Below are 14,911 nucleotides of genomic sequence, written 5' to 3'. Positions count from 1 at the left end.
TTGAACGCCTGTTGCGCGCTATGGGTCAGCTGCATAACCCAAGCAAACAGGAGACCTTGCGATGCTCGATATCCATACCCCACACGCCACTGCAGAACATAACGTACAGGGCATTGAACGCCTCGGTTCGCTGGCCGGCGGCGCGTTGATGATCAGCAAAGGCCTGCGCCACGGCGGGCTGATCGGCATGCTGCAGGTAGCCGCCGGTGGCCTGGCGCTGGCCCGCGGCGTCAGTGGGCACTGCTCGACCAAAGCCTGGTGGCTGCGCCACCGCGCCGAGTACAACCATCTGCGCGGCGAGATCGACCGCGGTGCGCGCGAGCTCAAGGCGCTGAAGGACAGTGCCGAGGCTGCGGTGCGCGAAGTGACGGTGACAGGCAAGGACCCGCTGGTGGGTTAGGCCGCCAGCCTTGGATTTGCCGAGTTGCTTATCGCGGGGCAAGCCCGCTCCCACTCTGTTAACAGGCGCAAGCGGGCTTTGCCCCCGATCGCTGTTACCAATGTGGGAGCGGGCTTGCCCCGCGATTTACTGCAGATGTAAACGCTCTCAAGCACGGCGCGCCTAGCGCAGCACTTTGCTTTGCAGCACCTCGGACTCGCGGCCCAGCACATTTTCGCTGATCTGCACGAACTCTTCGCTACTCACGCTGGACAGCCGCATCAGCGCCCGGGCCACATCGTCCAGCGAGCGCTTGTCGTGGGTGTGCAGGCGGATTTCACGGTCCAGTGCCTGCAACAGCAACACACCGCGGGCTATCTGCCCAGCATCCGCCTTACTGCCCTGCAAACTGGCAACCTTCGCCGCCCGCTTGTGCAAACGCGCCTGCAACGCGGCGTAGCGGTCATCGCTCATACCGCCTGCCCGGCGCAGCAATTCGACGGCGTAGTAATCGGTAAAGCTCTCGCCCAGCCAATCGCTGCCCTCGCGGTCGTTGATCTGCGCAAACAGCTGCACCACCTCGCGCAACAGCGGGCTGCCGCCGCGTTCGTTGATCAGCGGGCCGGCGCTGTACAGGTACAGCGAATTATTGCCGGCCAGCGCGCCGCGCCACATCTCGTCGCGGGCACCGACCACCAGCAACTTGTCCGGGTTACGCGGGAACACCGCTTGCAGCTGCGGCCAGATGAAGGTCAACAACGTCAGCGTGTCCATGCGCCGCATGCCCTGCCCTTGCGGCGCGGCGACGGTGACTTCGGTTTCGCCCAGGCGCGCGCGGCGGCTGCCCAGGTTGCCGGCCACTATCCAGCCGGTGGGGCGGTCGAACAGGCGTGATACATCGTCGATACGAAACTTCTGCCGGCCAATGCGCGTCCAGGCCGTTTCTACGCCCTTCCAGCCCTTGGGCAGGTCAAACGTGAGGCGGGCCACAAGCTCGGTGCCATCCTGCTGGTCCAGGCGCGCCGGCGGGACCAGTTGCTCGCCGCGCAGCACCGCCCAATGCGCGGTAATGCGCGTTTCATGGCCCGCGCCCTGGGGCTGCTGGTCGAGCAGCACGCGGTAGCTCAGGCTGGTCTTGCCCGCTGCCGGGCGCCAGATGCCGCGACCGTTCTGCGCCTGCCACTGGCCGTCGGCGAGAAAATCGCTGTAGGCGCCAGCCGTGCCCAGGTCAAAGTCCAGGCTGCGCACGGCACTGCCTTCGGCAAGCGTCAGGCGCACTTCGGCCTGGCGGCTATCGGGCAGCAGACGCACCTGGTAATCGAGGTCGACCTTCTTTGCCAGCGCCTGGCCACTTGCCAATAGCGCGACAACCAACAACAGCGGGCGACGCATACAAAACACTCCTTGTACCGCAGGGGGCTACGACGTTCAGCCAGCGCGGAAAATCAGGTGATCTTCCCAGTCGTCTTCGTCGACATCGTTTTCGCTGAGCATGCGCCCAGACCGGGAAATACGTTGCTCATGCACCTGCTCGCGATCACCGCTTTGCAAGTGATGCCAGGCCGGCAGGTCTTTGCCCTCGCTGACCAGGCGATAGCCGCAGGTAGGCGGCAACCACTTGAACTGGTCGGCCTTGCCGGGGGTAAGCTGGACGCAGTCCGGCACGTGTTCGAAGCGGTTGGGGTAGTCGCTGCATTGGCAGGTCTGCAGGTCGAGCAGCTTGCAGGCGATGTTGGTGTAGTAGACGCTGTTGTCGTCTTCGTCCTCGAGCTTTTGCAGGCAGCACAGGCCGCAGCCGTCGCAGAGTGATTCCCACTCGCGGCTGTCGAGTTCATCGAGGGTCTTGCGCCGCCAGAAGGGCGCGGTATCGGCGATCATCACACGGTTTCCTGCATTTGACGTGAATCCGCGGCGCGCGGCGGCGCCAGTCTAGAGGCAGTCAGGCAGCAAAGCCAGACCGCTTGTCAGCGCTGGCCGCAGGCAGTAGCGTGCAAGGTTTCCCGACCTGTGCCAGGAGCCTGCATGAGCGCCAACCCACGCATTGCCGATTACGCCATCAACGAGCAATTCATCAATCGCTGGTCGCCGCGCGCCTTCAGTGCCGAGCCGATCAGCCAGGAAACCCTGCTGAGCTTTCTGGAGGCTGCACGTTGGGCGCCGTCAGCCTATAACTCGCAGCCATGGCGCTTTTTGTATGCCCGCCGCGACACGCCAAGCTGGGAGCGCTACCTGGCGATCCTCAATGAATTCAACCGCAGCTGGGCGCAACATGCATCGGCCTTGGTACTGGTGATTTCCAAGACCACCTTTGCCGCACCTGGCTCGACCGAAGAAAAACCGGCGCCGTCGCATACCTTCGATACCGGCTCTGCCTGGGGGCACATGGCGTTGCAGGCCAGCATCAGCGGCTGGCACACCCACGGCATGGCAGGCTTCGACCAGGCGCTGGCGCGCAGCGAGCTGAAAATCCCGACTGGGTATGAGCTGCATGCCATGATCGCCATTGGCAAGCTGGGCGATAAAGCGACCTTGGCCGAAGGCCTGCAAGCCCGCGAAGTACCCAGCCCGCGCCGGCCGCTGAGCGAACTTGCTGCTGAGGGTGAGTTCAGCCTGTAAGCAGCCCTCGCCTGCGCACTTCACGCGGTCGTGTAGGAGCGGCCTTGTGCCGCGAAAGGGGTGCGAAGCAGCCCTGGCGATTTTGCGTGAGGCCGAGATATCGGGGCCGCTGCGCGGCCCTTTCGCGGCACAAGGCCGCTCCTACACATTGACCGCGTCGCCTTGATGATGGGTGCGCTCAGTAACCCCGGGCGAAGTCCACTTCGCCGCGCAGCCCCTGCCCCGCCGCATAGCTGCGGGCATTCTCGATAAACAGCCGCACCATCGCCGCTGGCGAGGTGGGCGCCGAGCTGTGCCCGGTCAGCAGCAAACCCCAGGCCGTCCAGAAGGGATGGCGCTGCGGTAGCGGCTCCTGGCGGCAGACATCGATCACCGCGCCTGCCAGATGCCCCTGCTTGAGCGCCTCGACCAAGTCGGCATCGACCACCGCCACGCCGCGCCCGGCATTGATAAACAACGCCCCCGGCAGGAACCGCTTGAACAGCGCGGCATCGTAAAGGTCATGGGTGGCCGGGGTGTCGGGCAGCAGGTTCAACACATAATCGACCTGCCCGACCAGGCGCGGCAGTTGATCGAGCCCGGCAACTTCGACGAATGGCGCCTGCGCGCGCGGGCTGCTGGCAACGCCATACAGCGTGACCCCGAACGGCAACAGAAACTCGGCAACCCGCTGGCCGATATCGCCCGTGCCGACAATCAGCACCCGCCGCCCCTCCAAGGTTCGCCCTGGGCGATCATCCCAGCGCCGCTCCACCTGGCTGACCAGCCGCGACAGCACTTCGCGCTCGTGGGCCAGCATGTAGGTGAGCATGTATTCGGCCATCACCTGGCCAAAAATACCCACCGCGCGGGTCAGTCGGTAATCACGCGCCAGGCCGTCGGCCAAAAGCGGCTTTATGCCCGCCCAGGTCGATTGCACCCAGCGCGGTTTGTGGCCTTGGCGCAGCAGGCTGGCCAGCAGGTCGGGCTGGCCCAGCCATACCGGGCACTCAGGTGCCAGGCGCGAAAGTTCGGCTGAATCGCCGCTGGTCAGGACCTCCAGGTCCGGTGCCGCCTCGCCGAGCAGGCGAGCGTAGAGGGCATGATCCTGTTCTGCGATCAGAACGCGCATGTAGAAAACAACCTTGGCAGACAACGAAAGCGGCCCGCCAGGCGGGCCACCGAGGGGGCGGTAACGCGGCCAGGTCAGACCGGGTCGTTGCGGCGCAGCAGCTCTTCGGGCAAGTGCTCGATGTACTCGTCTTCAGGCGGCGGCATTTGCAGGTGGTAGCCCTGACTGTCGAGGTTTTCGAGCACCTTGACGATGTCTTCACGGGCCAGCTTGCGCTCGGGGGTCAGCACCAGGTCGAAGGCATGCAGGGGCGTGCCGAAAATGGGCAGCAGCGCTTCAGGCACACGGGCCAGGGCATCGGCCTTGAGCACATACAGGTACATGCCGGCTTTGCGCGGGCTGCGGTAGATCGAGCAGATACGTTTCATGGTTTGTCTCCGGCCAGGTCGTCGAGCAAGGCCTGGCCCATACGCTCACGGCGCCAGCCGCGCAGCGAATCAGGCAATTGATAGGGGCCATCGGGGTAGCCGCTCTTGAGCAGCGCTTCGAGGGTCTTTTTGCGCAGCATCAGCTCCGGGGCAATCTGCAAGCGCTCGCCTTCGGCCTGGCCGATGGCGCGCAGGCGCTTGAGCACGCCGGCGGCTTCGATCGGCAGCGGCTCTGGTTGCGCGGGCGGCCATTCGGCGGCAGGCGTTGCGGCGGCGCGCTTGATCAACTGGAGGATGAACTCGCCGTCCTGGCGGATGGTGCGCGGGTGCATCTCGTCGATCTTGGCCAGGGCCGAGAGGTTATCGGGCTGGGTCTTGGCCAGCGGCCACAACGAGTGCTCCTTGAGGATGCGGCTGCGCGGCACATCGCGGCGGCGCGCTTCGCTTTCGCGCCACACGCACAGCTCGCGCAGCACCGCCAACTGCTGGCGCGACAGCTTCCAGGCCAGCTTCACATCGCGGTACAGGGTTTGCGGGTCGACTTCGCGGCGCATGGCGGCGACCAGTTCGGCGCCGTCCTCAAGCACCCAGGCGTATTTGTCGTCGCAAAGGCGCGGGCGCAGGGCGCTGAACAGCTCGGCCAGGTGCACGGCGTCTTCGGCGGCGTAGCTGACCTGGGTGTCCGACAGCGGGCGCTGCAGCCAGTCGGAGCGGGTTTCGCCCTTGGGCAGGTCGAGCCCCAGCACCTCTTGCACCAGGCGCGAGTAGCCCATGGAGAAGCCGATGTTGAGGTAGCCTGCGGCCAACTGGGTGTCGAACAGCGGCTGCGGCAGCTTGCCGGTCAGGCGCAGCAGCACTTCGAGGTCTTCGCTGCAGGCGTGCAGCACCTTGACCACGGCGCGGTCTTCGAGCAACGCGGCCAGCGGTTGCCAGTCGCAGATCAGCAGCGGGTCGATGAGAAAGGCATGCTTGCCATCGCCGATCTGTATCAGCCCCGCCTTGGGGTAGAAGGTGTCGACCCGCATGAACTCGGTGTCGAGCGCTACGAAGGGCAGTTCGCGCCAGCTTTGGCAGTGTTCGGCCAGGGTCTGGTCGTCACGGATCCAGTGTATTTCGTTGGCCACGAGGCTCTCCCACTAACATTGGCGCGCAGTATATACGGCGCGGGCCCTGCGGGTGAAACCTCGCGCCATCCATGGTGCCGGGCGGTCGCCCGGGCGGCTATTCAGCGCTCGGCCGCAAGCCACGGGCGGCAGCTGGCGAACATGTCCAGCGACTGCTGGTAAACCCCGGTACGCACCTGCAACAGGCCCAGCATCGAGTGGAACAGGTTGTCCTGGGACAGCGGTGCATCGCGCAACTTGGCCATGCAGGCGGTATCTACGCCAAAGTCCTCGCGGTAGCTGTCGGAGAACCAGGCCAGCAGCGGCACATGCTTTTGCTGGTCCGGGGCAATGGCGTAGGGGGTGCCATGCAGGTACAGGTTGTATTCGCCCAGCGACTCACCATGGTCGGACAGGTAGATCATCGCGGTATCGACCTTGTCCTGCTTGCTGCGCAGGGTGTCGATCAGCGACGACAGCACGGTGTCGGTGTAGGCCAGGGTGTTGTCGTAGCCATTGATGATTTCGTCACGGCTGCACTGGTTCAACGCGTTGCTGCGGCACACCGGCTGGAACGGCTCGCTGCCGGCCGGGTAGCGCTTGAAGTATTCCGGGCCGTGGCTGCCCATCTGGTGCAGCACCAGCACGGTGTCCTTGTCGAGGTTGTCGATCAGCTCGGCCAGGCCTTGCAGCAGGATTGCGTCATGGCACTCGCCACTGGCGCACAGCGTTGGGTCCTTGAGCTTGCTGACATCGATGAACTGCACGCGGTCGCAGGTGCCTTTGCAGCCAGACTGGTTATCGCGCCACTGCACGGCAAGCCCGGCACGCTGCAGGATGTCGAGCAGCCCCTCACGGTTCTTGGCCACTCGTGCGTCGTAGCCCTTGCGGCCCAAGCCGGAGAACATGCACGGCACCGACACCGCCGTTTCAGTGCCGCACGAATGCACATCGGTAAAGCTCAGCAGGCCCTGCTGCCGGGCAAGTTTTGGCGTGGTATTACGAGCGTAGCCAAGCAGGCCGAAGTTCTCGGCGCGGGCGCTCTCGCCCACCACCAGCACGGTCAGCGATTTGCGCTGGTGGTGCTGCCAGGCGGGGTCGCGGTGGGCGTCTTCGGCGTAGGCCTGGAACGGGCGCGCGGCGCTGCCGACCTGCTCGCTGACATAACCAATGGAGGCACCGACAATGTTGCTTGGGGTCAGCATCAGGCGCAGTTCGTGGTGGTTGCGCAGCAGCGACGACAGCCCTTGATAGTTGACCAGCGCCACCGAACCCAGCGCGGCCACGCAGGCACCGCCCACCACCAGCTTGCCGAGCACCTCGCGGTGCCAGGGGCGGTAGGCAATGCGCACCTTCCAGACCAGCAACGAGGGCAGCACACCGAGCAGCACGATATACAGCACACACTTGATAGACAACAGGTCGCGTACTTCGGCAACATTGGTTTCCGCGACATTACGAAACATACCAGCGTCAATAAGTACGCCATATTGGTTCATGAAATACGCGACGCCCGCACCGCTCATGAACAATATAACCAGCACCGGTTTCAATACATAACGAAAGGCCAATAACGTCAGCACCAGGTTGAACGCGAAAAACATCAGCACGGCAAACGCAAGACCTAGCCACAGCCCCACCATACCGGGCGGCAGTATGCTCTTCAGGTGGCTCCACAGAAAGGTGTTAAGGCCAATCAACAGGTACAGGCTGGCCAACAGCGTGACCCATTCAGTCCGCAGGGGTTTGACGTTAGGCATGGCATTCGCATTCAAAGTACGGAATCGGCCAGCGGCCCGGACGGGTACGCTGGAAAGTGGGCGAACTTTAGAAAGCGTAGCATCAATTTTTTGTGAAAAACTTGGTAACACTTAGTCGCGAAGGCCAGTTTTATTTATTAAACGGTTTTCATTCAGCAACCGTTCAGTCAGGCCCACCCCGGGCAAAGCCTCCCAAGCTACCCTAAAGGCGGCTATCCTCAGGGCTCAGGCCCTTTCGCCAACCCCAGACAGAGGTGAAGAAATGCCAGTTCCGCACGATTTGCTCGCAGACCTGCACATTACCGCCGAGGACTTCCAGGCTTTGATCGACAAGGACCAGGCCCTGCACAAGCTGCACAAGGACTACAACGCCAAGGACAAGGAAGTGATGGTGGCCGAAGGCAAAGGCAGCAATGATGAGCGGGTCACCCAGCTGCGCAAGGAGCGGCTGCTGCTCAAGGACAAGATCGAGCGGGCCATTCACCCCGCCAAAACCTGACTCCCGCAAGGCCCTGCCGGCGCATTGCACTGGCAGGGCCGTTTCGACACTACGTCAATCGAATCTGAACAGCGCCCGCGCAGTGTCTACCAACAGCGCCCGCCGCAGTTCGGCTGAACAGCCCAACGCATCGAATTGCTCGACCGCCGTGGTGAAACTCACCGCCTGCTCATGCTGTGTGTGCGGCCAGTCGCTGCCCCACATCAGGCGCTCAGCCCCGTAATGCGCCTCCAGCGCAGCCAGCGCCTGGCGGGCGAAGTGCAGGTTTTCCTGCGGCGTGCCTTCAAGCCGATAGACGCCTGACACCTTCACCCACACCTTGCCCTCCCCGCCCAGCGTCAACAGCTCGGCAAAGCCAGGCTGGCCGAGGCCGCGACGGGCGTCGGGGCGGCCAAAATGGTCGATGACGATATCCAGCCCGAACGGCCGCAATGCCCGTACCAGCGCCGGCAGGTCCTGGACCTCGCGGTGCAGCTCCAGGTGCCAGCCTTGCTCACCGATGCGCTCCAGCAGCGTCTGCCACTGGGCATCGGCAAAATCAGGCAGCGCTTGGCCCATCAGGTTCAGCCGCACCCCACGCACGCCCTGGCCCGCCATCTGCTCAAGGGCCTCGCGCTGGACGCCCCGCTCCAGCATTACCACGCCGCGCAGTTGCCCAGGCGCAGCGCGCAGGGCGCTGAGCAGGTAGCCGTTGTCGGTGCCGAGAAAACTCGGCTGGACCAACACGCCATGGCTGAAGCCGTGGCCGTACAACTGGGCGAGGTAATCGCCCAGCGGCGCATCGTAGGCCGGCGCGTAGCGGCGCTCGGCGGCAAGGCTCAGCCCGCGGCTGAACACGTGGGCATGGCTGTCGATAGCAGAAAACGGTGAAACGGGAACGTCAGGCATGGTGCTCATCGAAAAGTGCAAGTGAGGTTACTTGGCCTGCGCATCCGCCATGGCGGGTGCAGGCGTGGTTTCAAGGCTGCGGCCACGAGTTTCCGGCAGGCACAGGGCGGCGATCACGGCCACGCCATAGGCGATACCGGCATCGATGCCGATGGCAGCGCCTAGCGACATCGACTCGCTCATATGCCCGACCAGGAACGGGAATACCGCCGACAGCACGCGGCCGAAGTTGTAGCAGAAGCCCACCCCGGCGCCGCGCACATCCGCCGGATACAGTTCGTTAAAGAACGCCCCGAGGCTTGCCGGAATACCGGCGGCAAAAAAGCCCAGCGGGAAGCCCAGGAACAGCATCTGGGTGTTACTCAACGGGAAGAACACATAGGCCTGCACCGTCAGCACGCAGCACACCGCGAACAGCAGGATGTTCTTGCGCCGGCCAATCCGGTCGATCAGCATGCCGCTGACCACGCAGCCGCACCAGAAGGCGAAGATGATCACCGCCAGGTAGCCGCCCGAGTTGAGCACCGACAAGTTGCGCTCGGTCTTGAGGAAGGTCGGCAGCCAGGTCATCACCGCATGGTAGCCACCATGTGCGCCCAGGCCCAGCAGGCCGCCGAGCAAGGTGACGCGCAGCAGTTCAGGGCGGAATATCCCGGCCATGGACTTGGCGAAACTGACCGGTACCACGTTGGCCTTCTGCATGCGCTGGAAGCTGTCCGGCTCAGGCACGTTGCGACGCACCCAGATGATCAACAGCGACGGCAGCAGGCCGACGAAGAACATCACCCGCCAAGCGAACTCCTGCGGCACCAGCGAGTAGATCAGCGTGAACAGCGCCACCGCCAGGCCCCAGCCCACCGCCCAGGCGCTCTGCACCGTGCCCATGACCTTGCCGCGGTATTTCGGGTTGATGGTTTCGGCCATCAGCACCGCGCCCGCCGCCCACTCACCGCCAATACCAAAACCTTGCATGGCCTTGACGAACAACAGCGGGTAGAAACCGGTGACGAATGCCGAGAGGAAGGTAAAGGTGGAGAACCACAGGATCATCCATTGCAGCGTGCGCACCCGGCCGTAGCGGTCGGACAACGTGCCGCCAAGCCAGCCGCCGATTGCCGAGGTCACAAGGGTGACGCCGCTGATCAGCCCGGCATCGCCTTTGCTCAACGAAAACGCGGCAATCAACGCCGGAATGGCCAGGCCGAACATCTGCACTTCCAGTGCATCCAGCGACCAGCCGCCGAAACAGGCCCAGAACGTCTTGCGTTCCCGTGAAGTGATCTGACGATACCAACTGAACATGATTTTTATCCTTTTTGGTGTGTTGTGTAACGGCCGGGCACACGAACGCTCGCCGCGCGCCGGTCGGGCAGGCAGAACCACGGCGCCGTGCAGACACGGCGCCGAACGTCATCGGGTTACGGCGTTGCGGTCAGCGAATGTCGATGCGGTAGCGGAAGTGCTGCGCATGGCCGCGCGAACGCCGCCACTCAAGCGGCTTGCCGGCGTAATCGCGGGCCAGCCGCTCGATCACCACCACCGGGCTTGCCGCCGGCACTTGCAGCAGGCGCCCGTGCACCTCATCCACCGCTTCTGCGGTCAGGGTTTCTTCGGCCGAGGCAACCACCTGGCCGCACAGCTCTTCATAGATGGGGTAAAGCAGCGGGCCCTTGCGGTCCAGGTCGACCTCAAGCAGCGGCTGGAAGGTCTGGCGCGCCAGCCAGATGTCTTCGGCCAGCACCGGCTCGGCGCCGAGCAGACGTACCCGCACGATATGAATGACCGGCGCCCCGACCGACAGCCCCAAAGCCTCGGCGACCGCCGAAGGCGCGGGCACCGGCTCTATGGACAGGATGCGGCTCTGCGGCACGGCGCGTTCGCCGTTGGCCGCTTCGAAGCGGAAAAAGCGGAATAGCGAGGACTGGAACTGCGGGCGGCGAATGAACGTGCCGCGCCCCTGCTGGCGCTCCAGCACACCCTCGGCCACCAGGGCATCGACGGCCTTGCGCACGGTGCCCACCGAGAGGTCGAACTCGGTTGCCAGCGCAGCCTCGGTGGGGATCGCCTCACCCGGGCGCCAGCGGTTGTTGGCGATCTGCTCGACCAGGTGGTCGCGCAGTTGTTGGTAACGGGGCAGGCGCGCATCGGCAGACAGGGCGTTCATGGGCGGCTCTCGATATTGTTATATAGACATATATATGAATTTTTCGAGAGTATTGTCCCTGCCTGTGAGGGTGTCAATGCCTAATGCACGTCGGGTAAAGCAGATGGGGCCGCTTGGCGGCCCATTGCGGTGATCACAGCAGCACCCATTTCATTCCACAGGCTCGTACGGCAAGCCCACATAGTTTTCCGCGATGGATGTGCGCCCGGCCTCGGTACTTACGAAATACTCAAGCTCGGTCTGCTGCATGCGTTGGGTGAAGGCGTCGGTCCCAGGGAATTGATGCAGGATCGAGGTCATCCACCAGGAAAAGCGCTCAGCTTTCCAGACGCGTCGCAGGCAGATCTGCGAGTACTGCTCAAGCAAGTCCTGGCGGCCTTCGCGGTAGTACTTGAGCAGGATCCGGTAGAGCGTGCTGACGTCGCTTGCGGCCAGGTTCAGCCCTTTGGCGCCGGTCGGCGGGACGATATGCGCGGCATCGCCAACCAGGAACAGGTGGCCATACTGCATGGGTTCAACGACGAAGCTGCGCAGCGGGGCGATGCTCTTTTCGATGGAAGGGCCGGTGATCAACTTGGCCGCAATCGGCTCTGGCAGGCGGCTCTTCAGCTCGTCCCAGAAACGCTGGTCGGACCAGTCCTCGACCTTTTCGTCACTGGCCACCTGCACGTAGTAGCGGGTGCGTGTTGGCGAGCGCATGCTGCACAAGGCGAAGCCGCGTTCATGGCTTGCGTAGATCAGTTCTTCATTGACCGGCGGGGTATCGGCCAGCACGCCCAGCCAGCCGAACGGATAGACCCGTTCGAACTCCTTGAGCACGCCGTCCGGGATCGATTTGCGCGATACACCGTGATAGCCGTCGCAGCCTGCGATGAGGTCGCAGTCAAGGCGCACCGGGGTGCCGTCCTGAACAAAGGTGACGTAAGGTTTTTCGCCCTTGAGTTCGTGCAACTGGACGTCGCTGGCATCGTAATAGGTGGGTGCGCCGCTAGCCCGGCGGGCCTGCATCAGGTCGCGGGTGACCTCGGTCTGACCGTAGATCATCACCGTCTTGCCGCCAGTCAATTCACGCAGGTTGATATGTTCCACGCGGTCATTGAAAGCCAGTTCGAAACCATCGTGGACCAACCCTTCACGGTCCATGCGCTCGCCGACACCGGCTTCGCGCAGCAGGTCGACCATGCCTTGTTCGAGCACACCGGCGCGGATCCGGCCAAGCACATAATCAGGGCTTTGACGTTCGATGATGACCGTGTCGATACCGGCATTGTGCAGCAGTTGACCCAGCAGAAGCCCAGACGGACCTGCACCGATGATGGCAATTTGAGTTTTCATTGTTTTTATCCTCATGAGCCGCAAGGCTCTGGGTTACGATTTGTCGTTCTGTATTTTTCGCAGATAAAGGTTCCATAAGAAGGCACTTTCTGCTTTATTTTTAGGACTTTTCGAGGATCGACAGATAACAACATGGCAACGGCGAATGGCATACCGGTTTTCAAACTCTACGGGGAGACGTCGTGGCCGACGCCAGACCTCATTCACTGCGAATCGATCCCGGAACGCAGCCGCCTGCATGACTGGGAAATCAAGACTCACCGCCATGGCGATCTCGCCCAGTTGCTCTACGTACAAGCCGGAAAGGCTCGGGTACTGGTCGAAGATGTCGAGCAGCAAGTGAGCGGCGGCGCGTTGCAGGTCGTGCCGGTAATGAGCATCCATGGTTTTCGCTTTTCCGAAGATATCCAGGGCTACGTGATCAGCCTGGCCAAGCCGGTCATCGACCGCTTTGCGCCGCTACTCGAAGGCAAGCCTATGGCACAGGCCGAGTGCTATTGGGCCGGCGATGACCGGGCCTACCTTGACCAGCTGTTTGCCCAGTTGACCGAGGAATATGCCTTGCGCCGCCCAGAACGCGACCTGCTGCTGCAATCGCTGCTTTGCGCGCTGCTGGTATGGATCTCGCGACGCGCTCGCGAACGCGCCCAGCACATCGCCAAACCCCGGGAACGCGGTATGCAGCACCTCGATAACCTGGCGCAGTTGATAGAAAAGCACTTCAGGGAACACCAGCAGATCGAGCACTACGCGCAGCAGATCGGCGTCAGTACCGCCCACCTCAATGCGTTGTGTCGGCAACTTACCGGGCAGTCAGCGCTGCAGTTGGTCAACCAGCGGGTAATCCTCGAGGCCAAGCGCAACCTGGTCTACACCGCCATGACCATCGGCCAGGTAGCCGACAGCCTGGGGTTTGCCGAGCAGGCGTATTTTTCGCGCTACTTCAAGCGCGCCACTGGGCTGACCCCCAAGGAGTTCCGCCTGCAACGCCGCGAGGCCTAGCGCCTTGTAGGAGCGGCCTTGTGTCGCGAAAGGGGTGCGAAGCGCCCCTAGGATTTGTGCACCACGCAGATATCCCTGGGGCTGCTGCGCAGCCCTTTCGCGACACAAGGCCGCTCCTACAAAGGCTGCGTGCAGCCGCTGCGGCGGCCAAACAATGGTTCGGTAATCGCCCATATACCGCCCTGCCCCCCTCGGCGCCCCATCCGGGTTAAGTCAGACTATCGACAAGCTCGCAATCAACCTCAGTCGCCGGTCGCCTCAATACCAACAACACCCACCGGGCGACCTCTCTCTGAACTCACCGGGAGTCCCGCTTTGATCGATAAAACGCATGCGTCCATCGCCAGTGCCGTGGCCGATATCACCGACGGATCAACCCTTCTGGTCGGTGGCTTCGGCACCGCTGGCATGCCGTCCGAACTCATCGATGGGCTGATTGCCCTCGGCCCACGTGACCTGACCATCATCAGCAACAACGCCGGCAATGGCGACACCGGGCTTGCCGCGTTGCTCAAGGCCGGTTGCGTGCGCAAGGTCATCTGCTCGTTCCCGCGCCAGTCCGATTCCTACGTCTTCGACGCCCTCTACCGGGCCGGCAAGATCGAGCTGGAGGTGGTGCCGCAAGGCAACCTGGCCGAACGCATTCGCGCTGCCGGCTCCGGCATCGGCGCGTTCTTCTCGCCGACCGGCTACGGCACCTTGCTGGCCGAGGGCAAGGAAACCCGTGAGATCGATGGCCGCCAGTACGTGCTGGAAATGCCGCTGCACGCCGACTTTGCCTTGATCAAGGCGCACAAGGGCGACCGCTGGGGCAACCTGACCTACCGCAAGGCTGCGCGCAACTTCGGGCCGATCATGGCCATGGCCGCCAAGACCGCCATCGTCCAGGTTGACCAGATCGTCGAGCTGGGCGAGCTGGACCCGGAACATATCATCACCCCGGGTATTTTCGTCCAACGCGTGGTTGCCGTCTCCAGCGCCGCCGCTCCAATCGCCAACGCTTCCTGAGGCCTGCCATGACCATCACCCAAAAGCTCTCCCGTACTGAAATGGCCCAGCGCGTGGCTGCGGACATCCAGGAAGGCGCCTACGTGAACCTGGGCATCGGCGCACCGACGCTGGTTGCCAACTACCTGGGCGACAAGGAAGTGTTCCTGCACAGCGAAAACGGCCTGCTGGGCATGGGGCCAAGCCCGGCACCCGGCGAGGAGGATGACGACCTGATCAATGCCGGCAAACAGCACGTGACCCTGCTGACCGGCGGTGCCTATTTCCACCATGCCGACTCGTTCTCGATGATGCGTGGCGGCCACCTGGATATCGCCGTACTGGGGGCGTTCCAGGTTTCGGTCAAGGGCGACCTGGCCAACTGGCACACCGGCGCAGAAGGCTCGATCCCGGCCGTGGGCGGCGCGATGGACCTGGCCACCGGCGCCCGCCAGGTGTTCGTGATGATGGACCACCTGACCAAGACCGGCGAAAGCAAGCTGGTGCCCGAGTGCACCTACCCGCTGACCGGTATTGGCTGCGTCAGCCGCATCTACACCGACCTTGCCGTACTGGACGTGACGCCTGACGGCCTGAAGGTCGTGGAAATCTGCGCAGACCTGTCGTTCCAGGCCTTGCAAGAGCTCAGTGGTGTGCCGCTGATCGAGTGACCCTGCGCGTCACCTGCGCTTTGGCGGT

Annotated in this window: 16 protein-coding genes; 6 read left to right on the top strand and 10 right to left on the bottom strand. The window is 63.3% G+C overall.

Going from position 1 to position 14,911, the window contains the following annotated elements; all coding sequences use genetic code 11:
* Nucleotides 1-61 precede the first annotated feature (61 nt).
* Nucleotides 62-400 carry a DUF2892 domain-containing protein gene (locus HU719_RS18880; protein WP_186521063.1) on the top strand — a complete coding sequence of 113 codons (339 nt, stop codon included), beginning with the start codon at nt 62-64 and terminating at the stop codon, nt 398-400.
* 162 nt (nt 401-562) lie between these two features.
* On the opposite strand, the gene HU719_RS18875 is transcribed toward HU719_RS18880, so the two are convergent.
* Both HU719_RS18875 and HU719_RS18870 read right to left on the bottom strand, forming a co-directional pair.
* On the bottom strand, nt 563-1,771 hold the full coding sequence (locus tag HU719_RS18875; protein ID WP_186536775.1) for a hypothetical protein: 1,209 nt from the start codon (nt 1,769-1,771) through the stop codon (nt 563-565).
* 36 nt (nt 1,772-1,807) lie between these two features.
* Nucleotides 1,808-2,257 (bottom strand): YcgN family cysteine cluster protein, encoded by a 450-nt coding sequence (locus HU719_RS18870; protein WP_186521061.1) that lies wholly within the window; start codon nt 2,255-2,257, stop codon nt 1,808-1,810.
* A 144-nt stretch (nt 2,258-2,401) separates the two neighbouring features.
* Between HU719_RS18870 and HU719_RS18865 the strand changes: the two genes are divergently transcribed.
* Nucleotides 2,402-2,995, top strand: a complete 594-nt coding sequence (locus HU719_RS18865) for a nitroreductase family protein (RefSeq protein WP_186536776.1) — start codon at nt 2,402-2,404, stop codon at nt 2,993-2,995.
* Between the two features lie 178 nt (nt 2,996-3,173).
* On the opposite strand, the gene HU719_RS18860 is transcribed toward HU719_RS18865, so the two are convergent.
* The 4 genes from HU719_RS18860 to HU719_RS18845 form a co-directional block, all read right to left on the bottom strand.
* Nucleotides 3,174-4,106 carry a D-2-hydroxyacid dehydrogenase gene (locus HU719_RS18860; protein ID WP_186536777.1) on the bottom strand — a complete coding sequence of 311 codons (933 nt, stop codon included), beginning with the start codon at nt 4,104-4,106 and terminating at the stop codon, nt 3,174-3,176.
* Nucleotides 4,107-4,180: 74 nt separating this feature from the next.
* Nucleotides 4,181-4,474, bottom strand: coding sequence for a YcgL domain-containing protein (locus tag HU719_RS18855; RefSeq protein WP_186521058.1), 294 nt, complete (start codon nt 4,472-4,474; stop codon nt 4,181-4,183).
* The gene (gene rnd, locus HU719_RS18850) at nt 4,471-5,598 is read right to left on the bottom strand and encodes a ribonuclease D (protein WP_186536778.1); all 1,128 of its coding nucleotides are present in this window, start codon (nt 5,596-5,598) and stop codon (nt 4,471-4,473) included. Before rnd ends, HU719_RS18855 begins: the two co-directional genes overlap by 4 nt.
* Before the next feature lie 101 nt (nt 5,599-5,699).
* Nucleotides 5,700-7,337: a phosphoethanolamine transferase gene (locus tag HU719_RS18845; protein WP_186536779.1), complete on the bottom strand. Its 1,638-nt coding sequence runs from the start codon at nt 7,335-7,337 to the stop codon at nt 5,700-5,702.
* A gap of 262 nt (nt 7,338-7,599) precedes the next feature.
* Here HU719_RS18845 and HU719_RS18840 point away from each other — a divergent pair, with 262 nt between their 5' ends.
* Complete coding sequence (locus HU719_RS18840; protein ID WP_186521055.1) at nt 7,600-7,836, top strand: DUF465 domain-containing protein; 237 nt, start codon at nt 7,600-7,602, stop codon at nt 7,834-7,836.
* A gap of 54 nt (nt 7,837-7,890) precedes the next feature.
* Here HU719_RS18840 and HU719_RS18835 read toward each other — a convergent pair whose 3' ends face one another.
* The 4 genes from HU719_RS18835 to pobA form a co-directional block, all read right to left on the bottom strand.
* Nucleotides 7,891-8,724, bottom strand: a complete 834-nt coding sequence (locus HU719_RS18835) for an amidohydrolase family protein (RefSeq protein ID WP_437179684.1) — start codon at nt 8,722-8,724, stop codon at nt 7,891-7,893.
* Nucleotides 8,725-8,751: 27 nt separating this feature from the next.
* Nucleotides 8,752-10,026 (bottom strand): MFS transporter, encoded by a 1,275-nt coding sequence (locus HU719_RS18830; RefSeq protein ID WP_186521053.1) that lies wholly within the window; start codon nt 10,024-10,026, stop codon nt 8,752-8,754.
* Nucleotides 10,027-10,156: 130 nt separating this feature from the next.
* A complete protein-coding gene (locus HU719_RS18825; protein WP_186536781.1) occupies nt 10,157-10,888 on the bottom strand; it encodes a GntR family transcriptional regulator in 732 nt (243 codons plus the stop codon).
* A gap of 150 nt (nt 10,889-11,038) precedes the next feature.
* Nucleotides 11,039-12,223 carry a 4-hydroxybenzoate 3-monooxygenase gene (pobA, locus tag HU719_RS18820; RefSeq protein WP_186536782.1) on the bottom strand — a complete coding sequence of 395 codons (1,185 nt, stop codon included), beginning with the start codon at nt 12,221-12,223 and terminating at the stop codon, nt 11,039-11,041.
* Nucleotides 12,224-12,355: 132 nt separating this feature from the next.
* Between pobA and HU719_RS18815 the strand changes: the two genes are divergently transcribed.
* From HU719_RS18815 to HU719_RS18805, 3 genes are all read left to right on the top strand, one after another.
* Nucleotides 12,356-13,225, top strand: coding sequence for a helix-turn-helix domain-containing protein (locus HU719_RS18815; protein ID WP_186536783.1), 870 nt, complete (start codon nt 12,356-12,358; stop codon nt 13,223-13,225).
* Nucleotides 13,226-13,540: 315 nt separating this feature from the next.
* A complete protein-coding gene (locus tag HU719_RS18810) occupies nt 13,541-14,233 on the top strand; it encodes a 3-oxoacid CoA-transferase subunit A (protein WP_186521049.1) in 693 nt (230 codons plus the stop codon).
* Nucleotides 14,234-14,241: 8 nt separating this feature from the next.
* Nucleotides 14,242-14,883, top strand: coding sequence for a 3-oxoacid CoA-transferase subunit B (locus HU719_RS18805; protein ID WP_186521048.1), 642 nt, complete (start codon nt 14,242-14,244; stop codon nt 14,881-14,883).
* Nucleotides 14,884-14,911 lie beyond the last annotated feature (28 nt).

The organism is Pseudomonas farsensis (assembly GCF_014268805.2).
In the GTDB taxonomy this organism is placed as follows: Bacteria; Pseudomonadota; Gammaproteobacteria; order Pseudomonadales; family Pseudomonadaceae; genus Aquipseudomonas; species Aquipseudomonas farsensis.
This window is presented reverse-complemented; position numbering and strand designations above follow the sequence as displayed.